The 18,776-nt window shown below is 66.4% G+C and carries 18 protein-coding genes; 14 read left to right on the top strand and 4 right to left on the bottom strand.

All coding sequences use genetic code 11. The features are described 5' to 3' along the window. Window positions 1-50 precede the first annotated feature (50 nt). From mmsB to AC6LJ2_RS07865, 3 genes are read left to right on the top strand one after another with little or no spacing between them, the layout of a single operon-like run. Entirely contained in the window at window positions 51-941 is an 891-nt protein-coding gene (gene mmsB, locus AC6LJ2_RS07855) for a 3-hydroxyisobutyrate dehydrogenase (RefSeq protein WP_498151129.1), read from the top strand. 1 nt (window position 942) lies between these two features. Then, window positions 943-1,380 carry a PaaI family thioesterase gene (locus tag AC6LJ2_RS07860; RefSeq protein WP_263912531.1) on the top strand — a complete coding sequence of 146 codons (438 nt, stop codon included), beginning with the start codon at window positions 943-945 and terminating at the stop codon, window positions 1,378-1,380. Window positions 1,381-1,437: 57 nt separating this feature from the next. Next, window positions 1,438-2,127, top strand: a complete 690-nt coding sequence (locus AC6LJ2_RS07865; protein WP_263912532.1) for a VIT1/CCC1 transporter family protein — start codon at window positions 1,438-1,440, stop codon at window positions 2,125-2,127. Between the two features lie 8 nt (window positions 2,128-2,135). Here AC6LJ2_RS07865 and ygfZ read toward each other — a convergent pair whose 3' ends face one another. Next, window positions 2,136-3,134, bottom strand: a complete 999-nt coding sequence (ygfZ, locus tag AC6LJ2_RS07870; protein WP_263912533.1) for a CAF17-like 4Fe-4S cluster assembly/insertion protein YgfZ — start codon at window positions 3,132-3,134, stop codon at window positions 2,136-2,138. Window positions 3,135-3,291: 157 nt separating this feature from the next. On the opposite strand from ygfZ, the gene mltG reads away from it, so the two are divergent. The 11 genes from mltG (at window position 3,292) to cyoE (ending at window position 13,198) form a co-directional block, all read left to right on the top strand. Then, window positions 3,292-4,431, top strand: a complete 1,140-nt coding sequence (gene mltG, locus AC6LJ2_RS07875) for an endolytic transglycosylase MltG (RefSeq protein WP_498151130.1) — start codon at window positions 3,292-3,294, stop codon at window positions 4,429-4,431. Beyond that, window positions 4,428-5,051 carry a dTMP kinase gene (tmk, locus tag AC6LJ2_RS07880; RefSeq protein ID WP_263912535.1) on the top strand — a complete coding sequence of 208 codons (624 nt, stop codon included), beginning with the start codon at window positions 4,428-4,430 and terminating at the stop codon, window positions 5,049-5,051. Before mltG ends, tmk begins: the two co-directional genes overlap by 4 nt. Then, complete coding sequence (gene holB / locus AC6LJ2_RS07885) at window positions 5,048-6,097, top strand: DNA polymerase III subunit delta' (protein ID WP_263912536.1); 1,050 nt, start codon at window positions 5,048-5,050, stop codon at window positions 6,095-6,097. Before tmk ends, holB begins: the two co-directional genes overlap by 4 nt. A 49-nt stretch (window positions 6,098-6,146) precedes the next feature. Next, entirely contained in the window at window positions 6,147-6,917 is a 771-nt protein-coding gene (locus tag AC6LJ2_RS07890; RefSeq protein WP_263912537.1) for a TatD family hydrolase, read from the top strand. A 126-nt stretch (window positions 6,918-7,043) separates the two neighbouring features. Continuing rightward, the gene (locus tag AC6LJ2_RS07895) at window positions 7,044-7,874 is read left to right on the top strand and encodes an ankyrin repeat domain-containing protein (RefSeq protein ID WP_498151144.1); all 831 of its coding nucleotides are present in this window, start codon (window positions 7,044-7,046) and stop codon (window positions 7,872-7,874) included. Between the two features lie 209 nt (window positions 7,875-8,083). Then, entirely contained in the window at window positions 8,084-8,824 is a 741-nt protein-coding gene (locus tag AC6LJ2_RS07900) for an IclR family transcriptional regulator (protein WP_263912538.1), read from the top strand. A 121-nt stretch (window positions 8,825-8,945) separates the two neighbouring features. Further along, window positions 8,946-9,689 (top strand): transporter substrate-binding domain-containing protein, encoded by a 744-nt coding sequence (locus tag AC6LJ2_RS07905; RefSeq protein WP_263912539.1) that lies wholly within the window; start codon window positions 8,946-8,948, stop codon window positions 9,687-9,689. Beyond that, complete coding sequence (locus tag AC6LJ2_RS07910) at window positions 9,686-10,354, top strand: amino acid ABC transporter permease (RefSeq protein ID WP_263912540.1); 669 nt, start codon at window positions 9,686-9,688, stop codon at window positions 10,352-10,354. The genes AC6LJ2_RS07905 and AC6LJ2_RS07910 overlap by 4 nt, the downstream gene beginning before the upstream one ends. Next, a complete protein-coding gene (locus tag AC6LJ2_RS07915) occupies window positions 10,351-11,133 on the top strand; it encodes an amino acid ABC transporter ATP-binding protein (protein WP_445658841.1) in 783 nt (260 codons plus the stop codon). The genes AC6LJ2_RS07910 and AC6LJ2_RS07915 overlap by 4 nt, the downstream gene beginning before the upstream one ends. Next, entirely contained in the window at window positions 11,130-12,080 is a 951-nt protein-coding gene (gene hutG / locus AC6LJ2_RS07920) for a formimidoylglutamase (protein WP_263912541.1), read from the top strand. The genes AC6LJ2_RS07915 and hutG overlap by 4 nt, the downstream gene beginning before the upstream one ends. Window positions 12,081-12,325: 245 nt before the next feature. Further along, entirely contained in the window at window positions 12,326-13,198 is an 873-nt protein-coding gene (gene cyoE / locus AC6LJ2_RS07925; RefSeq protein ID WP_263912542.1) for a heme o synthase, read from the top strand. A gap of 43 nt (window positions 13,199-13,241) precedes the next feature. Here the strand turns inward: cyoE and AC6LJ2_RS07930 are convergent, their stop codons facing one another. Genes AC6LJ2_RS07930 through AC6LJ2_RS07940 form a run of 3 tightly spaced genes read right to left on the bottom strand, consistent with a single transcriptional unit; the run spans window position 13,242 to window position 18,767 of the window. Further along, window positions 13,242-14,126 (bottom strand): LysR substrate-binding domain-containing protein, encoded by an 885-nt coding sequence (locus AC6LJ2_RS07930; protein ID WP_263912543.1) that lies wholly within the window; start codon window positions 14,124-14,126, stop codon window positions 13,242-13,244. A 28-nt stretch (window positions 14,127-14,154) separates the two neighbouring features. After that, window positions 14,155-15,609, bottom strand: a complete 1,455-nt coding sequence (locus AC6LJ2_RS07935) for an efflux transporter outer membrane subunit (protein ID WP_445658845.1) — start codon at window positions 15,607-15,609, stop codon at window positions 14,155-14,157. After that, window positions 15,606-18,767 carry an efflux RND transporter permease subunit gene (locus AC6LJ2_RS07940; RefSeq protein ID WP_498151131.1) on the bottom strand — a complete coding sequence of 1,054 codons (3,162 nt, stop codon included), beginning with the start codon at window positions 18,765-18,767 and terminating at the stop codon, window positions 15,606-15,608. Before AC6LJ2_RS07940 ends, AC6LJ2_RS07935 begins: the two co-directional genes overlap by 4 nt. Window positions 18,768-18,776: the final 9 nt, after the last annotated feature.

The raw sequence follows: 18,776 nt of genomic DNA on the forward strand, positions 1-18,776 counted from the left end.
GCACACGATGATTTCATACCTACAGCAATAGCAACAGGAGACAGGACATCATGAGCAGTATCGCGTTTATCGGTTTGGGCAACATGGGCTCGCCCATGGCGTTGAACCTGGTCAAGGCCGGACACAGCCTGACGGTGTTCGACCTGGTGCCGGCGGCGGTCAAGGTCCTGACCGATGCGGGCGCCAAGGCGGCCGTGTCGGCCTCGGAAGCGGTCAAGGGCGCCGAGGTGGTGATTTCGATGCTGCCCGCCAGCAAGCACGTCGAAGGCCTGTACCTGGGCGAAGACCTGCTGGGCAAGATCGCGTCTTCCGCGCTGGTCATCGAGTGCAGCACCATCGCGCCGGATTCGGCCCGCAAGGTGGCCCAGGCGGCCGAGGTGCGCGGCATCGCCATGATCGACGCGCCGGTGTCCGGCGGCACGGGCGGCGCCGCCGCCGGCACGCTGACGTTCATCGTGGGCGGCCAGGTCGCCGCGCTGGACCGCGCCCGGCCGGTGCTGGAAAAGATGGGCAAGAACATCTTCCACGCGGGCCCGGCGGGCGCCGGCCAGGTGGCCAAGATCTGCAACAACATGCTGCTCGGCATCCTGATGGCCGGCACGTCCGAAGCGCTGGCGCTGGGCGTGGCCAACGGGCTGGATCCCAAGGTGCTGTCGGACATCATCGCCAAGAGCTCGGGCCGCAACTGGGCCACCGAGCTCTACAACCCCTGGCCCGGCGTGATGGAACACGCGCCGGCCTCCAAGGGTTATGCCGGCGGTTTCGGCGTGGACCTGATGCTCAAGGACCTGGGCCTGGCGGCCGTGGCCGCGCTGTCGGCGCGCGCCTCGATCCCGTTGGGCGAGCTGGCGCGCAACCTGTATTCGCTGCACAGCTCGGGCGGCTCGGGCAAGCTGGACTTCTCCAGCATCGTCAACCTGGTCAAGCGCGAACAGGACTGACATGGCGGCGCATCCGTCTTGCGCGGACCCGGCCCAGCGCGTCAAGGCCAGCTTCGACCAGCAGCGCATCATGCAGCTGATCGGGGCCAGCCTGGACGTGGTCGAGCCGGGCAGGGTGGATATCGTGCTGCCTTACCGGCAGGATCTCTGCCAGCAGAATGGCTTCCTGCATGCCGGCATATCCACCACCATCGCCGATTCGGCCGGCGGCTATGCCGCCTTCAGCCTGTTCCAGCCGGGCGAAGACGTGCTGACCTCGGAGTTCAAGATGAATTTCCTGGCGCCCGCCAAGGGCGACCGCTACGTGGCCAGCGGCCGCGTGGTCAAGCCCGGCAAGCGCTTGTCCGTCTGCCAGGTCGAGGTGCATGCGTATGACGGCGAACAAGCCACGCTTTGCGTGATAGGCTTGCTCACCGCGGTGCGCGTGACGCCGCGCTGATCCCCGCTCGCGGCGGTTCGCCGCGAGCGTTGTCGCGCCCTGAACAGGTCTTCGGCAATGCCCTCGAAAGAACACCATCGCATCTTCCGCAGCAACTGGCTGCGCGCCGCCGTGCTGGGCGCCAATGACGGCATCGTGTCCACCGCCAGCCTCATCACCGGCGTCGCCGCGGCGCAGGCCAGCCACGGCGCGGTGCTGACCTCGGGCCTGGCCGGCCTGGTGGCCGGAGCGCTGTCGATGGCGGCGGGCGAGTACGTATCCGTGCGATCACAGGCCGACACCGAGGCCGCCGACCTGCGCATGGAGCAGCGGTCGCTCAAGCGCAATTCCGACGAAGAGCTGGAAGAACTGATAGGCATCTATGTGGACCGTGGCCTGTCGCCAGACCTGGCAGGGCAGGTGGCACGTCAATTGACCCGTCACGATGCATTGGATGCCCATGCGCGCGACGAGCTTGGCATTTCGATGCATAACCGCGCGCGGCCCGTCCAGGCGGCGGTGGCTTCGGCCGCCTCGTTCGCGGGCGGGGCGGCCTTGCCGCTGGCGGTGGCCGCCGTGGCGCCGCTGCCGCAGTTGATCGTCTGGGTGATCGGTGCGTCGGTGGCCTGTCTGGCCGCCCTGGGCGCGCTGGCGGCGGGCGCCGGGGGTGCGCCCAAGGGGCCGGCGGCGCTGCGCGTGACCATCCTGGGCGCCTTGGCCATGGCGGTGACGGCGGGCGTGGGCGCCGTGTTCGGCACCGTGGTGTAGGGCCGCGTTTACGGCGTTATGGAATAAGGCAGCGGTTGGGCCGCAATGCGCGGGCCGTCGGCCGCGCCCAGCCGCAGGTCGCCTTCGGGCAGTGCGGCCAGGGTGGTTTCGAACAGCACCGAGACGCCGCCTTGCGTGGCCGCGGCATCGACGACGCGGCCGGTGGGTTCGCCGGGCTGCGTGGCATCGAACACGTCGGTGCCGGCCAGCGCGCCGTCCGCCAGCGCGGTGTCGGCGATGGTGCCGTAGGCCATGCGGCGCTTGACGGTGCCGCGGTAGTGGCTGCGCGCCACCACTTCCTGGCCGGGGTAACAGCCCTTGGTGAAGCTGACGCCCTCGATCAGGTCCAGGTTGACCGTCTGCGGAATGAAGACGTCTTGCGTGGCCGTGGTGATCCAGGGGATGCCGGCGGCCAGGTCGGCGGCGTGCCATTGGGCGGCCGGCGCCAGGCCCAGCACGGCCGCCAACGGCGCGGCGGCGGCCAGTTGTTCGTCCGAGGCGATCCACCACCAGCGCAGGGCGGCGCCCGCCGAGGGCGCGGCGATCCAGGTGCCGGACGGCAGGTCGACGCGCTGCCAGGCGCCGCGCGGCAGTGCGCCCGCGGCGGCTTCCAGTGCGGCCACCTGGGCGGCATCGGCCTGCACCCCAGCCACCTGCAGGGCGGCTGGAGCCAGCTTGACCTTGGCGCGCAGCACGAACATGGACAGGCGTTTGAGCAGGGCGGCTGACAGGTCCTGGCGCACCAGGCCATAGAGCTGCGGGGCGTCGTCGGCGGCGGGGGCGGCGCGCCACATCACCAGGGTGGCCAGCAGGCGGCCCTTGGCGGTGCAGTAGCCGGCCAGGCGGGCGGCGTCCAGCGGCAGGCCCGTGACGTCTTGCGTCAACTGGCCGTGCAGGAAGGTCAGTGCATCGGCGCCGGCGGCGGCGAATACGGCAAAATCTTCCAAAGGCGCGCATTGGGCGCAACCTTCTGCGCGCACAGGGATCGAAGAATAGAAAGCATGCATGGCGGCAAAGGCCCGTGACTCGTCATCAAAGGCTTGATGATAGCCGTCTTCCCCCTGCCAGAGGCCCATGTCCCGGACGGCCAAAGGGGTGCAACAAGCGCTCCGACCCTGGTTTTGCCGCGACAGGCCTGCGCGATCCATTAAACTCCCCACACTTATGAAGAAGCGACTCCGTTTTTACGTCCTGTGGTCTTTCCTGCTGCTCGTGCTGGCCGCCGCCGCCGCCGCGGTCGGCGCCGCCTGGAGCTGGATGCACCGACCCCTGCATCTGTCGGCCGACAGGATCGATTTCGTGGTGGACCCGGGCAGCAGTCCGCGCACCGTCGTGCGCGCGCTAAATGCCGCGGGCATCCCCGTCTGGGAACCCGGTTTCGTCTGGATGGCGCGGCTTTCCGAGCAGGACAAGCTGATCAAGGCCGGCGGCTACCAGGCCATCAATGGCGATACGCCCTGGCTGCTGCTGGAACGCATGGCGCGTGGCGACATGACCCAGCGCCAGATCACCTTCCTGGAAGGCTGGACCTACCGCCAGATCCGCCAGGCGCTGCGCGAGAACCCGGACGTCAAGCAGACGCTGGGCGACATCAGCGACGAAGCGCTGATGGAACGCCTGGGGTCCAGCATCAAGCATCCGGAAGGCCTGTTCTTTCCCGATACCTATATCTTCACGCCGGGCAGCACCGATTTCGACCTGCTGCGCCGGGCCTACCAGGAAGGCCAGCGCATCCTGGACGACACCTGGTCCAAGCGCCAGGCCGACCTGCCGGTGGCTACGCCCTATGAAGCCCTGGTGCTGGCGTCCATCATCGAAAAGGAAACCGGCCACGGGCCGGAGCGCCGCCGCGTGTCGGGCGTGTTCACCAACCGCCTGAAGATCGGCATGCTGCTGCAGACCGACCCCACCGTCATCTACGGCATGGGCGACGCCTACCAGGGCCGCATCCGCAAACGCGACCTGCAGACCGACACACCCTGGAACACCTACACGCGTCCGGGCCTGCCGCCCACGCCCATCGCGGCCCCGGGGCGGGCGGCGCTGCTGGCGGCGGTGCAGCCCGAGCAGCATAGATTCCTGTTTTTCGTATCGCGGGGCAACGGCACCAGCGAGTTCTCGGTCAACCTGAACGAGCACAACCGCAACGTGTCCCGCTACATCCTGGGCCAGACCCCGGCGGGTCGGCCTGCCGCGGCCACGCCGACGCCGACGCCGGCGGGGGCGCCTGCTGCCGCACCGGCCCCGGCTTCCACTTCGACGCCGGATGCCGATCCGGCCCCAGCACAAGGACAAGACCAATGACCTCACGCGGACGCTTCATCACGCTGGAGGGAGTGGACGGCGCGGGTAAAAGCACCCACACCGGCTGGATCGCCGATTTCCTGCGCGCGCAGGGCCTGGAGGTCGTCTCGACCCGCGAACCCGGCGGCACGCCGCTGGGCGAAAAGCTGCGCGCGCTGGTGCTGACCGACACGATGGGCCTGGATACCGAAACGCTGCTGATGTTTGCCGCGCGCTGCGAACATGCCCGCCAAGTCATCGAGCCGGCGCTGGCGCGCGGCGCCTGGGTGGTCTGCGACCGCTATACCGACGCCACCTACGCCTACCAGGGCGGGGGCCGCGGCCTGGGCGCCGAGCGCGTCGCCACCCTGGAAACCTGGATGCAGGCGGGCCAGCCCGATCGCACCTGGCTGTTCGACGTGCCGCTGGACGTGGCGCGGGCGCGGCTGGCCGATGCGCGCGAACCTGATCGATTCGAGCGCGAGGGCGCCGCCTTCTTCGAGCGCACGCGCGCGGCCTACCAGGCGCGCGCCGCGGCCGATCCGGGCCGCATCCGCGTGATCGACTCGACCCGCACCATTGCGGAAATCCGCGCCGACCTGGAAGCCGGCCTGCGCGAGCTGGTGGCAGCCCGCCCATGAGCGCGCCCCAGTTCCTGCCTTGGCAGATGGACACCGCGCGGGCCTGGCTGGGCAACCGCGACCGCTTCGCGCATGCCTGGCTGGTGCACGGCCTGGCCGGCATCGGCAAGCTGGACTTCGCCATTGCCGCCGCCGCCAGCCTGCTGTGCGAAACGCCGCAGGACGGCCTGGCCTGCGGCCACTGCGCCGCCTGTGCCTGGTTCGCCAGCGGCAACCACCCCGACCTGCGCCGCATTCGGCCCGAGGCCGTGGCGGTCGAAGAGGGCGCTGATGCCGCTGAAGCGTCCGACGATGCCGAACCGGCCACCGGCGCGGCCAAGAAAGCGCCGTCCAAGGAAATCCGCATCGACCAGATCCGCTCGCTGGAATCCTGGTTCAACACCGCGACCCACCGGGGCGGCTGGCGGGTGGCGCTGCTATACCCGGCCCACGCGCTGAACGTGGTGTCGTCCAATGCCCTGCTCAAGGTGCTGGAAGAGCCGCCGCCGCACACCGTTTTCCTGCTGGTGGCCGACGCGCCCGACCGGCTGCTGCCCACGCTGGTGTCGCGCTGCCGCCGCCTGCCGCTGCCGGCCCCGGACCCGGACACCGCCCTGCAATGGCTGCGCGACCAGAACGTGGAGCCGGCGCGCGAATGGCTGGCCGCTGCGGGCGGCGCGCCGCTGGCCGCGCTGCGCCTGGCACAGCACGCCGAAACCGCCTGCCCGCCGTGGCTGTCCCAGTTGATCGGCCCGCTGGCCAAGGGCCAGGCGCCCGACGTCGGCACGCTGGCCGAAACGCTGGAAAAGACCGCGCCGACCGAGTGGATCGACGCCTTGCAGCGCCTGTACACGGACCTGATGCTGGCCGCGGCCGGTGCGCCGGTGCGTTACTTTCCGGCGCTGGCCGCCGGAGTCGCCCAGGTGGCCGCGCGGATGAATACCGCGCGCGTGGCCGAATCGGCGCGCTGGCTGACGCGCCAGCGTGCGCTGGCCACGCACCCCTTGAATGCCAAGCTTTTCGCCCACGCGACGCTGCAGCGCGTGGTGCTATCCTGCCAGGCGTAACCCGCCGCCATCCGGCTTACCCGGGCGGCGCAACCCGAATCCGAATTCCATGTACGTCGATTCCCACTGCCATTTGAATTTTCCCGAGCTGGCCGCCGACCTGCCGGCCATTCTCGACCGGATGGCCGCCAACCAGGTGACCCATGCGCTGGTGGTCAGCGTCAACCTGCCCGAGTGGCCGGGGCTGATGTCGCTGGTCGAGCCGCAAGCCAACCTGTGGGCCTCGGTGGGCGTGCATCCTGATTACGAAGACACGCCCGACCCCGAACCCGCCGAACTCGTGCGCCTGGCGGCCCACCCCAAGGTGGTGGCCATCGGCGAGACCGGGCTGGACTACTACCGCCTGTCCGAGCCGCTGGACTGGCAGCGCGAGCGCTTTCGCCGCCACATCCGCGCTGCCCGTGACGTAGGCCTGCCGCTGATCGTGCATACGCGTTCGTCCGCCGAAGACACCGTGCGCATGCTGCGCGAAGAGGGGGCGGCCGAGGTAGGCGGGGTGATGCACTGTTTCACCGAAACCTGGGAAGTGGCCCAGGCGGCGCTGGACCAGAATTTCCATATCTCGCTGTCGGGCATCGTGACGTTCAAGAACGCGCACGTGGTGCACGAGGTGGCTGCCAAGGTGCCGCTGGACCGCCTGCTGATCGAGACCGATTCGCCCTACCTGGCGCCGGTGCCATACCGCGGCAAGATCAACGACCCGTCCAAGGTGATTCACGTGGCCGAGAAGATCGCCGACTTGAAAGGCATCAGCGTGGCCGAGGTCGCCAAGGCTTCAACGGAAAATTTCTTTAATCTTTTCAACAAGATAAAAAGATAATTTAATCTAAATTATTTAAAGTCAATTATCAGGAGTGCCATGACCGTCCGCACCGTCTTGTCCCGCCGCCTTGTTGCGTATGGCCGCAACGCCTTGCTGGCGCTGTGCCTCGGCCTGTCGGCGCCGATGGCGCAGGCGGCCAATCCGGCTGACTGGTGGGTGTACGTCGCCAATGACTACCCGGACGACGTCAACGCCCTGCTGGCGCAGGGCGCCGACCCCAACCAGCGCTACCGCAATGGCCAGCCGGCCCTGATGCGGGCCGTGGTGGACGGCGCCTGGAAGGTGTTCGACGTGCTGGCGGCCGACCCGCGCACCGACGTCAATGCCGAGAATCCGGCCGGCGAAACCCCGCTGATGTACCTGGCCATCGCCGGCCAGGTCGACCGTGCCCGCAGCCTGATGGCGCGCGGCGCCCAGGTCAACCGCCTGGGCTGGACGCCGCTGCACTACGCCGCGTCCAAGGGCCAGATGGCCATGGCCAGGCTGCTGCTGGACAACAAGGCGATGGTGAACGCGCCGGCGCCCAACGGCGAATCGCCGCTGATGATGGCGGCGCTGTCCGGCAACAAGCCGATGGTGGACCTGCTGCTCAAGGCGGGCGCCGACATCACCACACGCGACACCAAGGGGCAGGATGCCTCGGACTGGGCCCGCACCGGCAAGTCCACCGCGCTGGCGGCCGAGCTGCAACAGCTGATCGCCCAGCAGGAATCCGCCAAGCGCGCTCGCCGCGCCAGCGCGCCGCCTGAGCCGGAACCGGATGCGGCCGATGCCACGGCGACGCAGGACGCCGCCCCCGCAAGCCTGCCCGCCGCCGTCGACGCGCCGCCGCCGATGGCCCAACCCGCGCCGGCCACGGGCAACGCCAGCCCCAAGGCCGCCCCGGGATCGCCCAGCGTGGGCGGGGTGTCGGGCGTGCGACTGAACAACTACGACACCCCCGCGTCGCCCTGAGCCTTGCCGGCTGCCCGCGTCGTGACAACCCGCCCTCCGGCGGGTTTTTTCTTTGGGGAATGGCTTGTCCGGCGGGGCGCTGGCCGGGATTTTTTGGCCGATGAAATTCGGGGTTTTCCCTGGGTATTCTCATCGGATGGGAATATTTTCTGGTTCAAACGCCATAAATTGATAATCTGCGCTTCATCAATGCCGGGAGTGCTTTTTTCATGTCGGATCAGTCGGTTGGGGCAGGCGCGGATCGCGTCTTATATGTGTTGGCCACGCTTGCCCGGCACGACGGCCCCTTGAGCATCGCCGCGCTGGCGGAAAAGACCGGCCTGGCCCAAAGCACGCTGTACCGCCAGGTCGGGTTGCTCAAGCGCTGGGGCTTCGTGGCCGAGCACGATGGCGAATACGGCCCCGGCCCGCTGTGCGTGCAACTGGCCTGGGGCTTTGACCAGTCTTCCTTCCTGATCCACGAGGCGCAGCCGGACATGGCGGCGCTGGCCGCCGCGTCGGGCGAGACCATCGGCCTGCTGGTGGCCGTCAAGGACCAGGCCGTGTGCCTGGACATGGTCGAAAGCCAGCATCCGCTGCGCTGTTCCTTCACCAAGGGCCGTGGCCTGCCGCTGGCCCGCGGGGCCTCGGCCAAGTCGCTGTTGGCCTTCATGCCCGCCGCGCGCCTGCAAACCGCGTTGGCCCTGCTGGCCAGGGAGCCGGGCGTGGACGTCGCGCGCCTGGCCGACGAGCTGGAAGCCATCCGCGCCCTGGGCTATGCCGTGACCGACAGCGAAGTCGATGCCGGCGTCTGGGGCGTGAGCGTGCCGATCTTCCAGCGCGCCCACCAGGCGGTGGCCTCCATTACGTTGATGGCCCCGTCCACCCGCGCCGGCCAGCGCACGCAGGCCTTCATCGACCTGACCGTGGCCGCGGCCCGCCGCATTTCCACCAAGTTGCAGGCGCATTGACGCCGCGCCGTTTCGAATTCCTTGCTGTCCCTGCTATTTCTGCCTCATCTCTAGACGCTGCCGGCCTTACCCGTACCGATCGCCGTAATCCCATACCCATCCATTCCTTTTAGGACCCGCCATGACCACTCGCCGCACATTGCTGACCGCCGCCCTGACGCTGGGCCTGGCCTGGACCGCCGGCTCTGCCTGCGCCCAGGAAACCATTCGCGCCGTGACCGACGCCACCTTCCCGCCCATGGAATTCGTCAAGGACGGCAAGCGCACGGGCTTTGACATCGAACTGGTCGAGGCCCTGGCCGCCGCCATGGGCAAGAAGGTCGAATGGATCGACATCGATTTCAAGGGCCTGATTCCCGCCCTGCAGGCCGGCCGCGCCGACATCGCGGTGTCCGCCATCTACATCACGCCCGAGCGCAGCAAGGTGGTGGACTTCACCGACCCGTACTACGCCGGCGGCCTGGTCGTCCTGACCAGGAAGGGCGGCGACATCAAGGGCCTGAAGGACCTGGACGGCCGCAAGGTGTCAGTGCAGGTCGGCACCAAGTCGGTCAACTACCTGAAGGAACACTACCCGTCGGTGCAGCGCGTGGAAGTCGAGAAGAACCAGGAGATGTTCAACCTGGTGCAGATCGGCCGCGCCGACGCCGCGGTGACGGGCAAGCCCGCCGCCAAGCTGTTCGCGCAGAGCACGACCGACCTGGCCGTGCTGGACGAGCAGATCACCACCGAGGACTACGGCATCGCCGTGCCCAAGAGCAAGCCCGAGCTCACCCGCGGCCTGAATGAGGCGCTCAAGAAGATCAAGGCCGACGGCAGCTACCAGGCCATCGTCAACAAGTGGTTCGAGGCGCCTGCGAAATGAACCTGGACTTTGCCCCTGTCTTTGCCGATTACGACTCGCTGCTGCGCGGCGCGCTGGTCACCATCGAGGTGACCGCCGGCGCGCTGCTGCTGGGCTGCGTGATCGGCCTGCTGGTCGGCGTGGGCCGGCTCAACCCGCAACGCAGCATTATCTATAACCTGTGCAGCACGTACCTGCTGTTCTTTCGCGGCACGCCCCTGCTGGTGCAGCTGTTCATCTGGTTCTTCGGCCTGCCGCAGTTTGGCGTGACGCTGCCGGCGTTCGCCTGCGGCGTGCTGGGCCTGGGCATGTATTCCGGCGCCTATGTGTCGGAAATCGTGCGCGGCGCGATCCAGTCGGTGGACCGCGGCCAGACCGAAGCGGCCCGTTCGCTGGGCATGTCGTCGGGCCAGGCCATGCGCATCATCATCCTGCCGCAGGCCGTGGTGCGCATGATTCCGCCGCTGGGCAACGAGTTCATCGCGCTGATCAAGAATTCCGCGCTGGTGTCGCTGTTGACCATCCATGACCTGATGCACGAAGGGCAGAAGATCATCAGCGTGTCGTACCGCTCGCTGGAAACCTATCTGGTGGTGGCGCTGATCTATCTGGTGCTGACCACGGTGGCCATGGTGATCCTGCGCCAGATCGAACAACGCCTGCGTGCCGGGGGGATGGTGCAATGAACTTCGGAAACCCGAAAGAAATGATCCGCATCCGCGGCCTGGAAAAATCCTACGGCGATCACGCCGTGCTGCGCGGCATCGATTTTGACGTGCTGCCGTCGCAGGTGGTGGTGGTGATCGGGCCCAGTGGTTCGGGCAAGAGCACCTTGCTGCGCTGCTGCAACGGGCTGGAAGTGGCGCAGGGCGGCACCGTGGACATCTGCGGCCAGACGCTGCAGGACAACGGCGAACTGCTGCCCGAAGCCCAGCTGAACCAGCTGCGCATGCAGGTGGGCATGGTGTTCCAGGGCTTCAACCTGTTCCCGCACCTGTCGGTGCTGGAAAACGTCACGGTCGGGCCGCGCAAGCTGCGTGGCATGGGCCGCGACGAGGCCAACGAACTGGCCGCCGACCTGCTGGCCAAGGTCGGCCTGTCGCAGAAGATGTCGGCAATGCCGGCCAGCCTGTCGGGCGGCCAGAAGCAGCGCGTGGCGATCGCCCGCGCGCTGGCGATGCAGCCCAAGGTCATGCTGTTCGACGAGCCGACGTCCGCGCTGGATCCCGAATTGGTCGGCGAAGTACTGCAGGTGATGAAGCTGCTGGCCCGCGAAGGCATGACCATGATGGTCGTAACCCACGAAATGGGCTTTGCCCGCGACGTGGCCGACGTGGTGGCCGTGATGGACGGCGGCGTGATCCTGGAATCGGGCCCGCCCGAGGTCATCTTCAGCCAGCCGCGCGAGGCTCGCACCCGCGAATTCCTGCAGGCGGTGCTGAGTGCAGGGCAGGGGGCGGCATGACGACGGCGCAACTGGACAAAGGCCTGTGGACCGCCCGTGACGATAGCGCCGAACGCGGCGACACGCGCCGCCTGGCGCATATCGTCGAATCCGCGGCGGGCCAGGCGGCCGCCAAGGGCGAAGCCGTGATCCTGGGCTTTGCCTGCGACGCCGGCGTGGCGCGCAACCAGGGCCGTGTCGGCGCGGCCGCCGGCCCGGCCGGCATCCGCAAGTTCATGGCCGGCCTGCCGGCGCACGGCTTGACGCGCCTGTTGGATGCGGGCGACGTGGCCTGCGACGGCGACCAGCTGGAAGACGCCCAGGAACGCCTGGGCCTTGCCGTGGCCGACCTGCTGCAACAGGGCGCCCGCCCGGTGGTGCTGGGCGGTGGCCATGAGATCGCCTGGGGCAGCTTCCAGGGCCTGGCGCGCTGGTTGGCGGGCCGGGACGACGCCGGCCCCGTGCTGGTGCTGAACCTGGATGCGCACTTCGACCTGCGCACCGGCCGCCCGGGAAGTTCGGGCACGCCGTTCGACCAGATCGCGCACTACTGCGAGGCGCAGGGCCTGGCGTTCCAGTACGCCTGCCTGGGCGTGTCGCGGCTGGCCAATACCCCGGCGCTGTATGCGCGGGCTGCCGAAGTGGGCGCGATCTGGGTGGAAGACCGCGACATGCAGGAACGCCACCTGGAGGCAAGGCTGGCCAACGTCGATGCGTTGCTGGCCCGGGCGCGCCACGTGTACCTGACGATCGACCTGGACGTGCTGCCCGCGGCGGTCATGCCCGGCGTGTCGGCGCCCGCGCCTTATGGCGTGCCGATGGCGGTGATCGAAGAGATCGTGCTGCGGGTGAAAGCCAGCGGCAAGCTGCGCCTGGCCGACCTGGCCGAGTTCAATCCGCGTTTTGACGTGGATGGCCACGGCGCCCGCGCGGCGGCGCGGCTGGCTTGGCAGCTGGTGTCAGCCTGATACGTGGCGCCCGGGGCCAAGTGGCCGGGGCGTTCCAGGAAAACCGGCCCGCTTCGCGCGGGCCGGTTCGTTTTTGGGGGCGGAGGTTGCGCTTGTGGCGGTATCAGCGGGATCGACCGACAGCTTTGTCGGAATTCGCGGGGTCCATGTCCGATAGCTCACTGTTGAGCCATCCTCTTCGCAAGCTATAAAGCTTGGTTTTGGATGCTTTTGGTCCGCAGCCGAGTGCGGCTCGGCGACAATCTATGTATCGAACGTATCTCGAGTTGATCAAGCCTGGCATCGTGGCCGGGAACCTGATAACCCTGGCCGGCGGCTATCTGCTGGCGTCGCGCGGCGTTGTGGATGTGAGCCACGGCGCGTTGGTAATGCTGGGCGTGGCCCTGGTGATCGGCTCAGGATGCACGGCCAACAATGTGATTGATCGTGACATCGACCGCGTCATGGAACGCACTCAGGCCCGCGCGATGGCAACCGGCCGGATTTCCCTCGGTTCAGCGCTGGCTTTTGCGGGGATTCTTGCCGCCGCCGGATTCTGGCTCTTGCATGTCGCGACGCGGCAAGGCCAGCCGCTGGTGTTGATGTTCATCGGATATGTCGTCTACGTTGGCCTGTACTCGCTTTGCCTCAAACGAAGATCGGTTCAGGCCACGCTGGTGGGCGGCGTGGCGGGAGCGGTTCCGCCCGTCGTAGGCTATTGCTCGGTGAGTGGAACGATCGACTCGGCCGCGCTCTGTCTTTTTGTGATCTATGGGATATGGCAAGTCCCCCATTCATACGCCATCGCCATCTTCAGGTGGAATGACTACGCGGCGGCGTCCATTCCCGTCTTGCCTCTCGTAAAGGGGCGTCGCCAAGCGAAGCGGCAGATTGTCGTGTATATCGTCGGGTTTCTCGTGGCCGCGCTTTCCCTCGCGGCGTTGGGATACGCGGGCAATCTCTATATCGCTGTGGTCCTGCTGAGCGGAATCCTCTGGCTCAAAACGGCCATGGACGGATTTTCGGCGCGCGACGATGCGCGCTGGGCGCGCCGGGTGTTCGCGGTTTCCATTGCCGTTGTTGTTCTCGTCAGTGCCGCGATGGCGATCGATGCGACGGGCGGACCTCTTGCGCATTGATCGGCACGTCTGGCATCAAGCGCAAGTTGGGGATCTTCCGATTTCAACGTTCCTGCAGGTGTGGGTAAATGAAATCCAGGAAGGCCCTCACCCGTGCGGGTACTGTCCGAGCAGGAAGCAGGGCGAAAAGAGGCACCTGGGGCAACGCCCATTCCCGCATGACAGGAGTGAGAGGGCGCTGTCCGCGGCCGATCTGCGCTGCCTCGAAATTCATCAGCGGGCCGATGCCGAGTCCCTCCGAGAGCAAGGCGCCAATAATGCCGGAGTCGCTGGCCGCCACTTTTCCCGACACCCTGATCCGCTCGACTCGCACCCCGGACCGTAACTCCCATTCGCATTCGCCGCTCAGCGCGCCAACAAGGCATTGATGGCCAGTGAGCTCTGTCGGTGAGCCGGGAGGCCCATGTCTGGCTATATATGCGGCCGATGCGTACAGGCGTGGAGTCATCGAACTGATAGTGTGGGCAATCAGGCTGGAGTTCGGCTGCTCGCCAAAGCGTAGCGCCAGGTCGAAGGCGTTGCTGATGGGATCGACACGCTGATTGCCCAGTTCGAACTGACAATGGATGTCCGGATACTGGTCATGGAAGGCGTTGATGACTGCGGGGAGGAAATGCTGAGCCAATGACGCCGGCAGCGATACGCGCAGTCGGCCCCCTGGACGCGCAGTGTCCGTTTGCAGCTGTTCGTGCGCGACTCGCGCTTCATCGACCAGGTCACGGCAGCGTTCGAAGTAGAATGCGCCGGCCTCGGTCAGGCCTATCTTGCGGGTGCTTCGCTGGAGCAACTGCACCCCCAGATCGCGTTCGAGTTCGCTCACCCGTCGCGAAAGCGTCGAGGGCGGGACGCCAAGCGCAGTGGCTGACAGGCTGAAGTTCCCCCGCCTGGCAACCTCCACGAACATGGCAATGTCATTCAACAATGGCATGCCTGAACCGCTGGCGTAAGACCGCCGGCTACCGGGAAACGACACGGTCCGTTGCGCCAGACTGCCAGCCTCCGCCGAGTGCCTTGAACAGGTCGACCTGTGCATTCACCACCCGCGCCTCGCTTTGCGCAAGTTCGGCCTGCGCGTCGGCGTACGTGCGCTCTGCGTCCAGCAAGGCAAGGCTGTCGGCGCGTCCTTCTCGCGCTTGCGCCCGGACGATCCGCGCAACGTTCTGCGCCTGGTCCCGGGCGGCGGCCAGCGCCACTTGGCGATCCAGGCTTCGGGCATAGTTCGAAAGCGCGGTTTCCGTCTCGCTCAATGCCAGCAGCACGGTGCCGTCAAACGCCGCCAACGCCGCCTGGGCTTGCGCGTTCGCGGCATCGATACGAGAGCGGATCAGCGCTTGGTTCGGAAATGACCACGAGACGAGTGGCCCGGCCAGCCAGCGCAAAGGGCCAGCTCCAAAAAAGTCGCCAACACCAAACCCTGTGGACCCCACTGAGGCGCCCAGGGAAACCTGCGGATAAAGCGCCGATGTCGCCACGCCTATCCGCGCGGTCTCGGCCGCCAGCCGCCGTTCAGCGGCGCGCACGTCCGGACGGCGCGCGAGCAAGCTCATGCCATCTCCTACCGGAATCGGCTGCAGGATTCGGGGCGGCGCCGACAGGGCGCCAGCCTCCCTGGGAAGATCCTTGGGCGCGCGGCCAGTCAGCAAGGCGAGGCGGAACAGCTCGGCCTGGCGCTCGGTCACGATCTGTGGAATCTCGGCACGTCTTTGATCTCTCAGGGCAGCGATACGGGCGGTGTCCAGAGGGGTGGTCAAGCCCGCTTGCTCCCGGCTGGCCGTCACGCTGACCGATCGATCCAGCAACTTGACGATCTGCTGCGCCACGGCCAGGCGATGGGCCGCGCTGGCGGCGCCCAGATAGGCTTGGGTCGTGGCCGCCACGGTTGAAACCCGTACGGCATCCAGCTCTGCCTGCGCCGCCTGATAATCCCCACGCGAAGCTTCGACGTTTCGTCGGACACGGCCGAAAAGATCAACTTCATATGCTACCGAGAAGCCAAGATCGACAACAGTATGCTCGCGACCCAGTTCGGGCGAAGATTGGATCGCGGATTGTCGTTGGCGGTTTGCGCTGGCGCCAAGGTCGCTGGTCGGTCGTTGATCCGCGGACGTTTCCCGTAGCTGGGCGCGCGCACGGGCAAGCCGGGCCACTGCCATGCGCACATCGGTGTTGGCGGCAAGCGCGTCTTGCACCAGTCCGTCCAACACCGGGTCGTGGTATAGCTTCCACCAGTCTGCCGAGACGGGCGTCCTGTCTGACGTCGTCGCATCGTCCTGCGACAGGAACGGGCCCGCCGCCAACGTGGGAATGACCGGCGCCTTGTAGTCCGGGCCGACTGCGCATGCGCTCAGGACAAGCGGCATGACGAACATCGAGAGAGTGTGAGATCGAATCACTTGATATTTCCTGTTCATTCCTGCCGCGGCTCCAACGAGGTGACGCGAAACCGGCGGGACAGCCGATCCGCGAGCTTGCGGCAAACGACGTAAAACGTGGGCGTGTACAGCAAGCCGAAGACGGTGACGCCGACCATGCCGAAGAAGACGGAAGTTCCCAGCGCTTGCCGCAGCTCGGCGCCCGCACCGGATGCCATGAGCATCGGCACTGTTCCGAGTATGAAAGCGAAACTCGTCATCAGGATCGGGCGTAGTCGGGTCTGGGCCGCCCGTACCGCCGCGGCAGCCGGGCTCAGGCCGTCTTGCGCTTCGGCCTGCTTCGCGAACTCGACCACGAGGATCGCGTTCTTGGCGGCAAGGGCGATCAGCACCACGAGTCCGATCTGCGTCAGTACGTTGTTGTCCATGCCGCGAATATTGATACCGACCATGGCAGCGAGGAGGCACATCGGTACAATGAGGATGATGGCCAGCGGCAACGTAAGGCTTTCGTACTGCGCGGCCAGCACCAGGAACACGAAGACAACCGCCAGCGCGAACACGAGGCCTGCCGTGTTTGCGGCGATCTTCTGCTGGAAGGCGATGCCGGTCCATTCATAGCCATATCCCGTTGGCAGCGCGTGATGCGCCAGTTTCTCCATGGTGGCCAGAGAGGCGCCCGTGGAAGAGCCGGGCGCCGTGTCTCCGTCCACCTCGACCGCCGGGAACAGGTTGTAGCGCACGACCCTGAATGGCCCGGTTTCGCTTTTGAATGTTGCGACTGAACCGATCGGCACCATCGCGCCGCTATCGGATCGTGTCTTCAGGTTTGCGATGTCGGCCTCGCTGTTGCGCTGGCCTTGTTCAGCCTGGGCGATCACCCGGAACGTGCGCCCCAGCAGATTGAAGTCGTTCACGTAGGATGAACCCAGGTACACCTGAAGCGCCTCGAACACCCGATCCGGGGGCACACCCAGCAGCTCTGCCTTGCGCCGGTCGATGTCGGCGAAGATCCGAGGTGTCGATGTGTTGAAGAAAGAGAAGACCTGCGACAGCCCTTCGGTGCTGTTCGCCTTTGCCATGAGCTGATCGGAAACTGTTCCCAGCGCCTTGTAGCCATGGCCGGCACGATCCTGCACCATCATCCGGTAGCCGCCTGCCGACCCGATGCCGTCGATCAGCGGCGGCGGAATGATGAGCACTCTCGCTTGATTGATGTCCGCGACGGCTTTGCGCGCTTGGGCAAGGATCTCGCTGGCGGGCCGGGAGCGTTCTTCAAACGGTTTGAGCGGTATGAAGGCGGTGGCGGTATTCGGCGAATTCGTGTTCGATGCGGCGTCGTATCCGGGCAGCATGATCGTGCCACGGACCCCTTCGATCGTCAGCAGGCGCTTGGACACTTCTTGCAGCACCGCATCGGTGCGCGCCAGGGATGCGCCGGGCGGCAATTGCGTGATCGATATCAGATAACTCTGGTCCTGGGCGGGAATGAAGCCGGTCGGGGTGACCCAGAAGATTCCAGCCGTGGCAAGAACAAGTCCGCCGTAGCTCGCCAATACGCGTTTGGGATGCGCCACCAGCCAGTGTGTCAATTGACCGTAACGGGCGCTGAGTCGATCGAAGCGTTCGTTGAATCCGTCACCGGCAAGCTGCATGCGCCGGATGAGCCCGTTGCTGCTTTTCACCGTCGTATGCGCACGCAGCAAGGTCGCGGCCAATGCCGGTGAAAGCGTCAGCGACAATATGAGCGAAATGACCGTTGCGCCGGAAATGGTCAGCGCGAACTGCTTGTAGAACGCGCCGGACAGGCCGGTCAGAAAGAACGTGGGAATGAAGACCGCGCACAGCACCAGCACGATGGCCACCAGGGCGGCTGAAACCTCGTCCATGGACGTGCGGGCCGCTTCCAGCGGCGTCAGGCCCAGCGCCAGATTTCTTTCCACGTTTTCGACCACGACGATCGCATCGTCCACCACGATGCCGATCGCCAGGACCAGCCCGAACAACGACAGGCTGTTCAGGCTGTAGCCAAATAAGGCAAGCAGCGCAAATGTTCCCACCAGGGAGATGGGGATGGCGACGACGGGGATGAGGGCGGCGCGCCAATTCTGCAGGAAGACGAAGATCACGAGCACGACCAGCGCCGCGGCTTCGAAAAGCGTCTCCCGCACCGCTTCGGTGGATTGCGCGATGAAACGCGTCGAATTCCACATGATCCGGTATTCGAGTCCCGCAGGAAAGGCTTTTGCCGCCGCCTGCATCTCTCGTTCCAGGTTGATGCCGGTTTCAAGTGCGTTGGTGCCGGGTCTTTGGAAAATGCCGATCATGATGGACGGCTTTCCCGACAGGTATGCATTTGTGCCGTAGTCATCCGCGCCCAGTTCAACGCGTGCAACATCGCGAATGCGGGTCTGGCGTCCGGCAGGGTCCGTTCGGATGACGATGTCTGCGAACTGCTCCGGTTCGCTCAATCGCCCCTGTGTCCGGATATTGAGCTGGAAGGCATCGGAACTCGGATTGGGCGGCTGGCCAAGGGCGCCGGAGGCGACTTGCACATTCTGGGCGCGCAGGGCGCCGACAATCTCTCCCGCCGTCAACTGAAGCGCGGCAGCGCGGCGCGGATCGATCCAGACGCGCATGGCAACTTCGCGGCTGCCGAAGACCCGGGCTTCACCAACGCCCTCGATACGGCTCAACCTGTCGCGTATCTGAGTGAGGGCGTAGTTCGAAAGATAGGCCTGATCCAGCGACCCGTCCGGAGAGACGAGGTTGATTGCCATCAACGCGCTTGGCGACGTCTTGCGGGTGGTGACGCCTAGCCGTTGCACCTCTTCTGGCAGGCGAGGCACCGCCGCTGCGACCCGGTTTTGAACCAGCATCTGGGCCGCATCGAGATCGGTGCCCACTTTGAAGGTGATCGATATGGACACCTTGCCGTCCGCCGTTGACTGGCTGGACTGGTAAAGCATGTTCTCCACGCCGTTGATTTCTTGTTCGATCGGGGCCGCGACGGTCTCCGCGACCGTTTCCGCGGACGCGCCAGGGTAGGTGGCGGACACGACGACGGTGGGAGGGATGATGTCCGGGTACTGGGCCACCGGAAGGGTGAAGTAGGAGATCGCGCCGACAATCGTGATGACGATCGCCAGCACCGTGGCGAAGATCGGGCGGGTGATGAAGAAGCGCGACAAGCGCATGACGATGTT

It is taken from the genome of Achromobacter sp. 1014246743 (assembly GCF_059760725.1).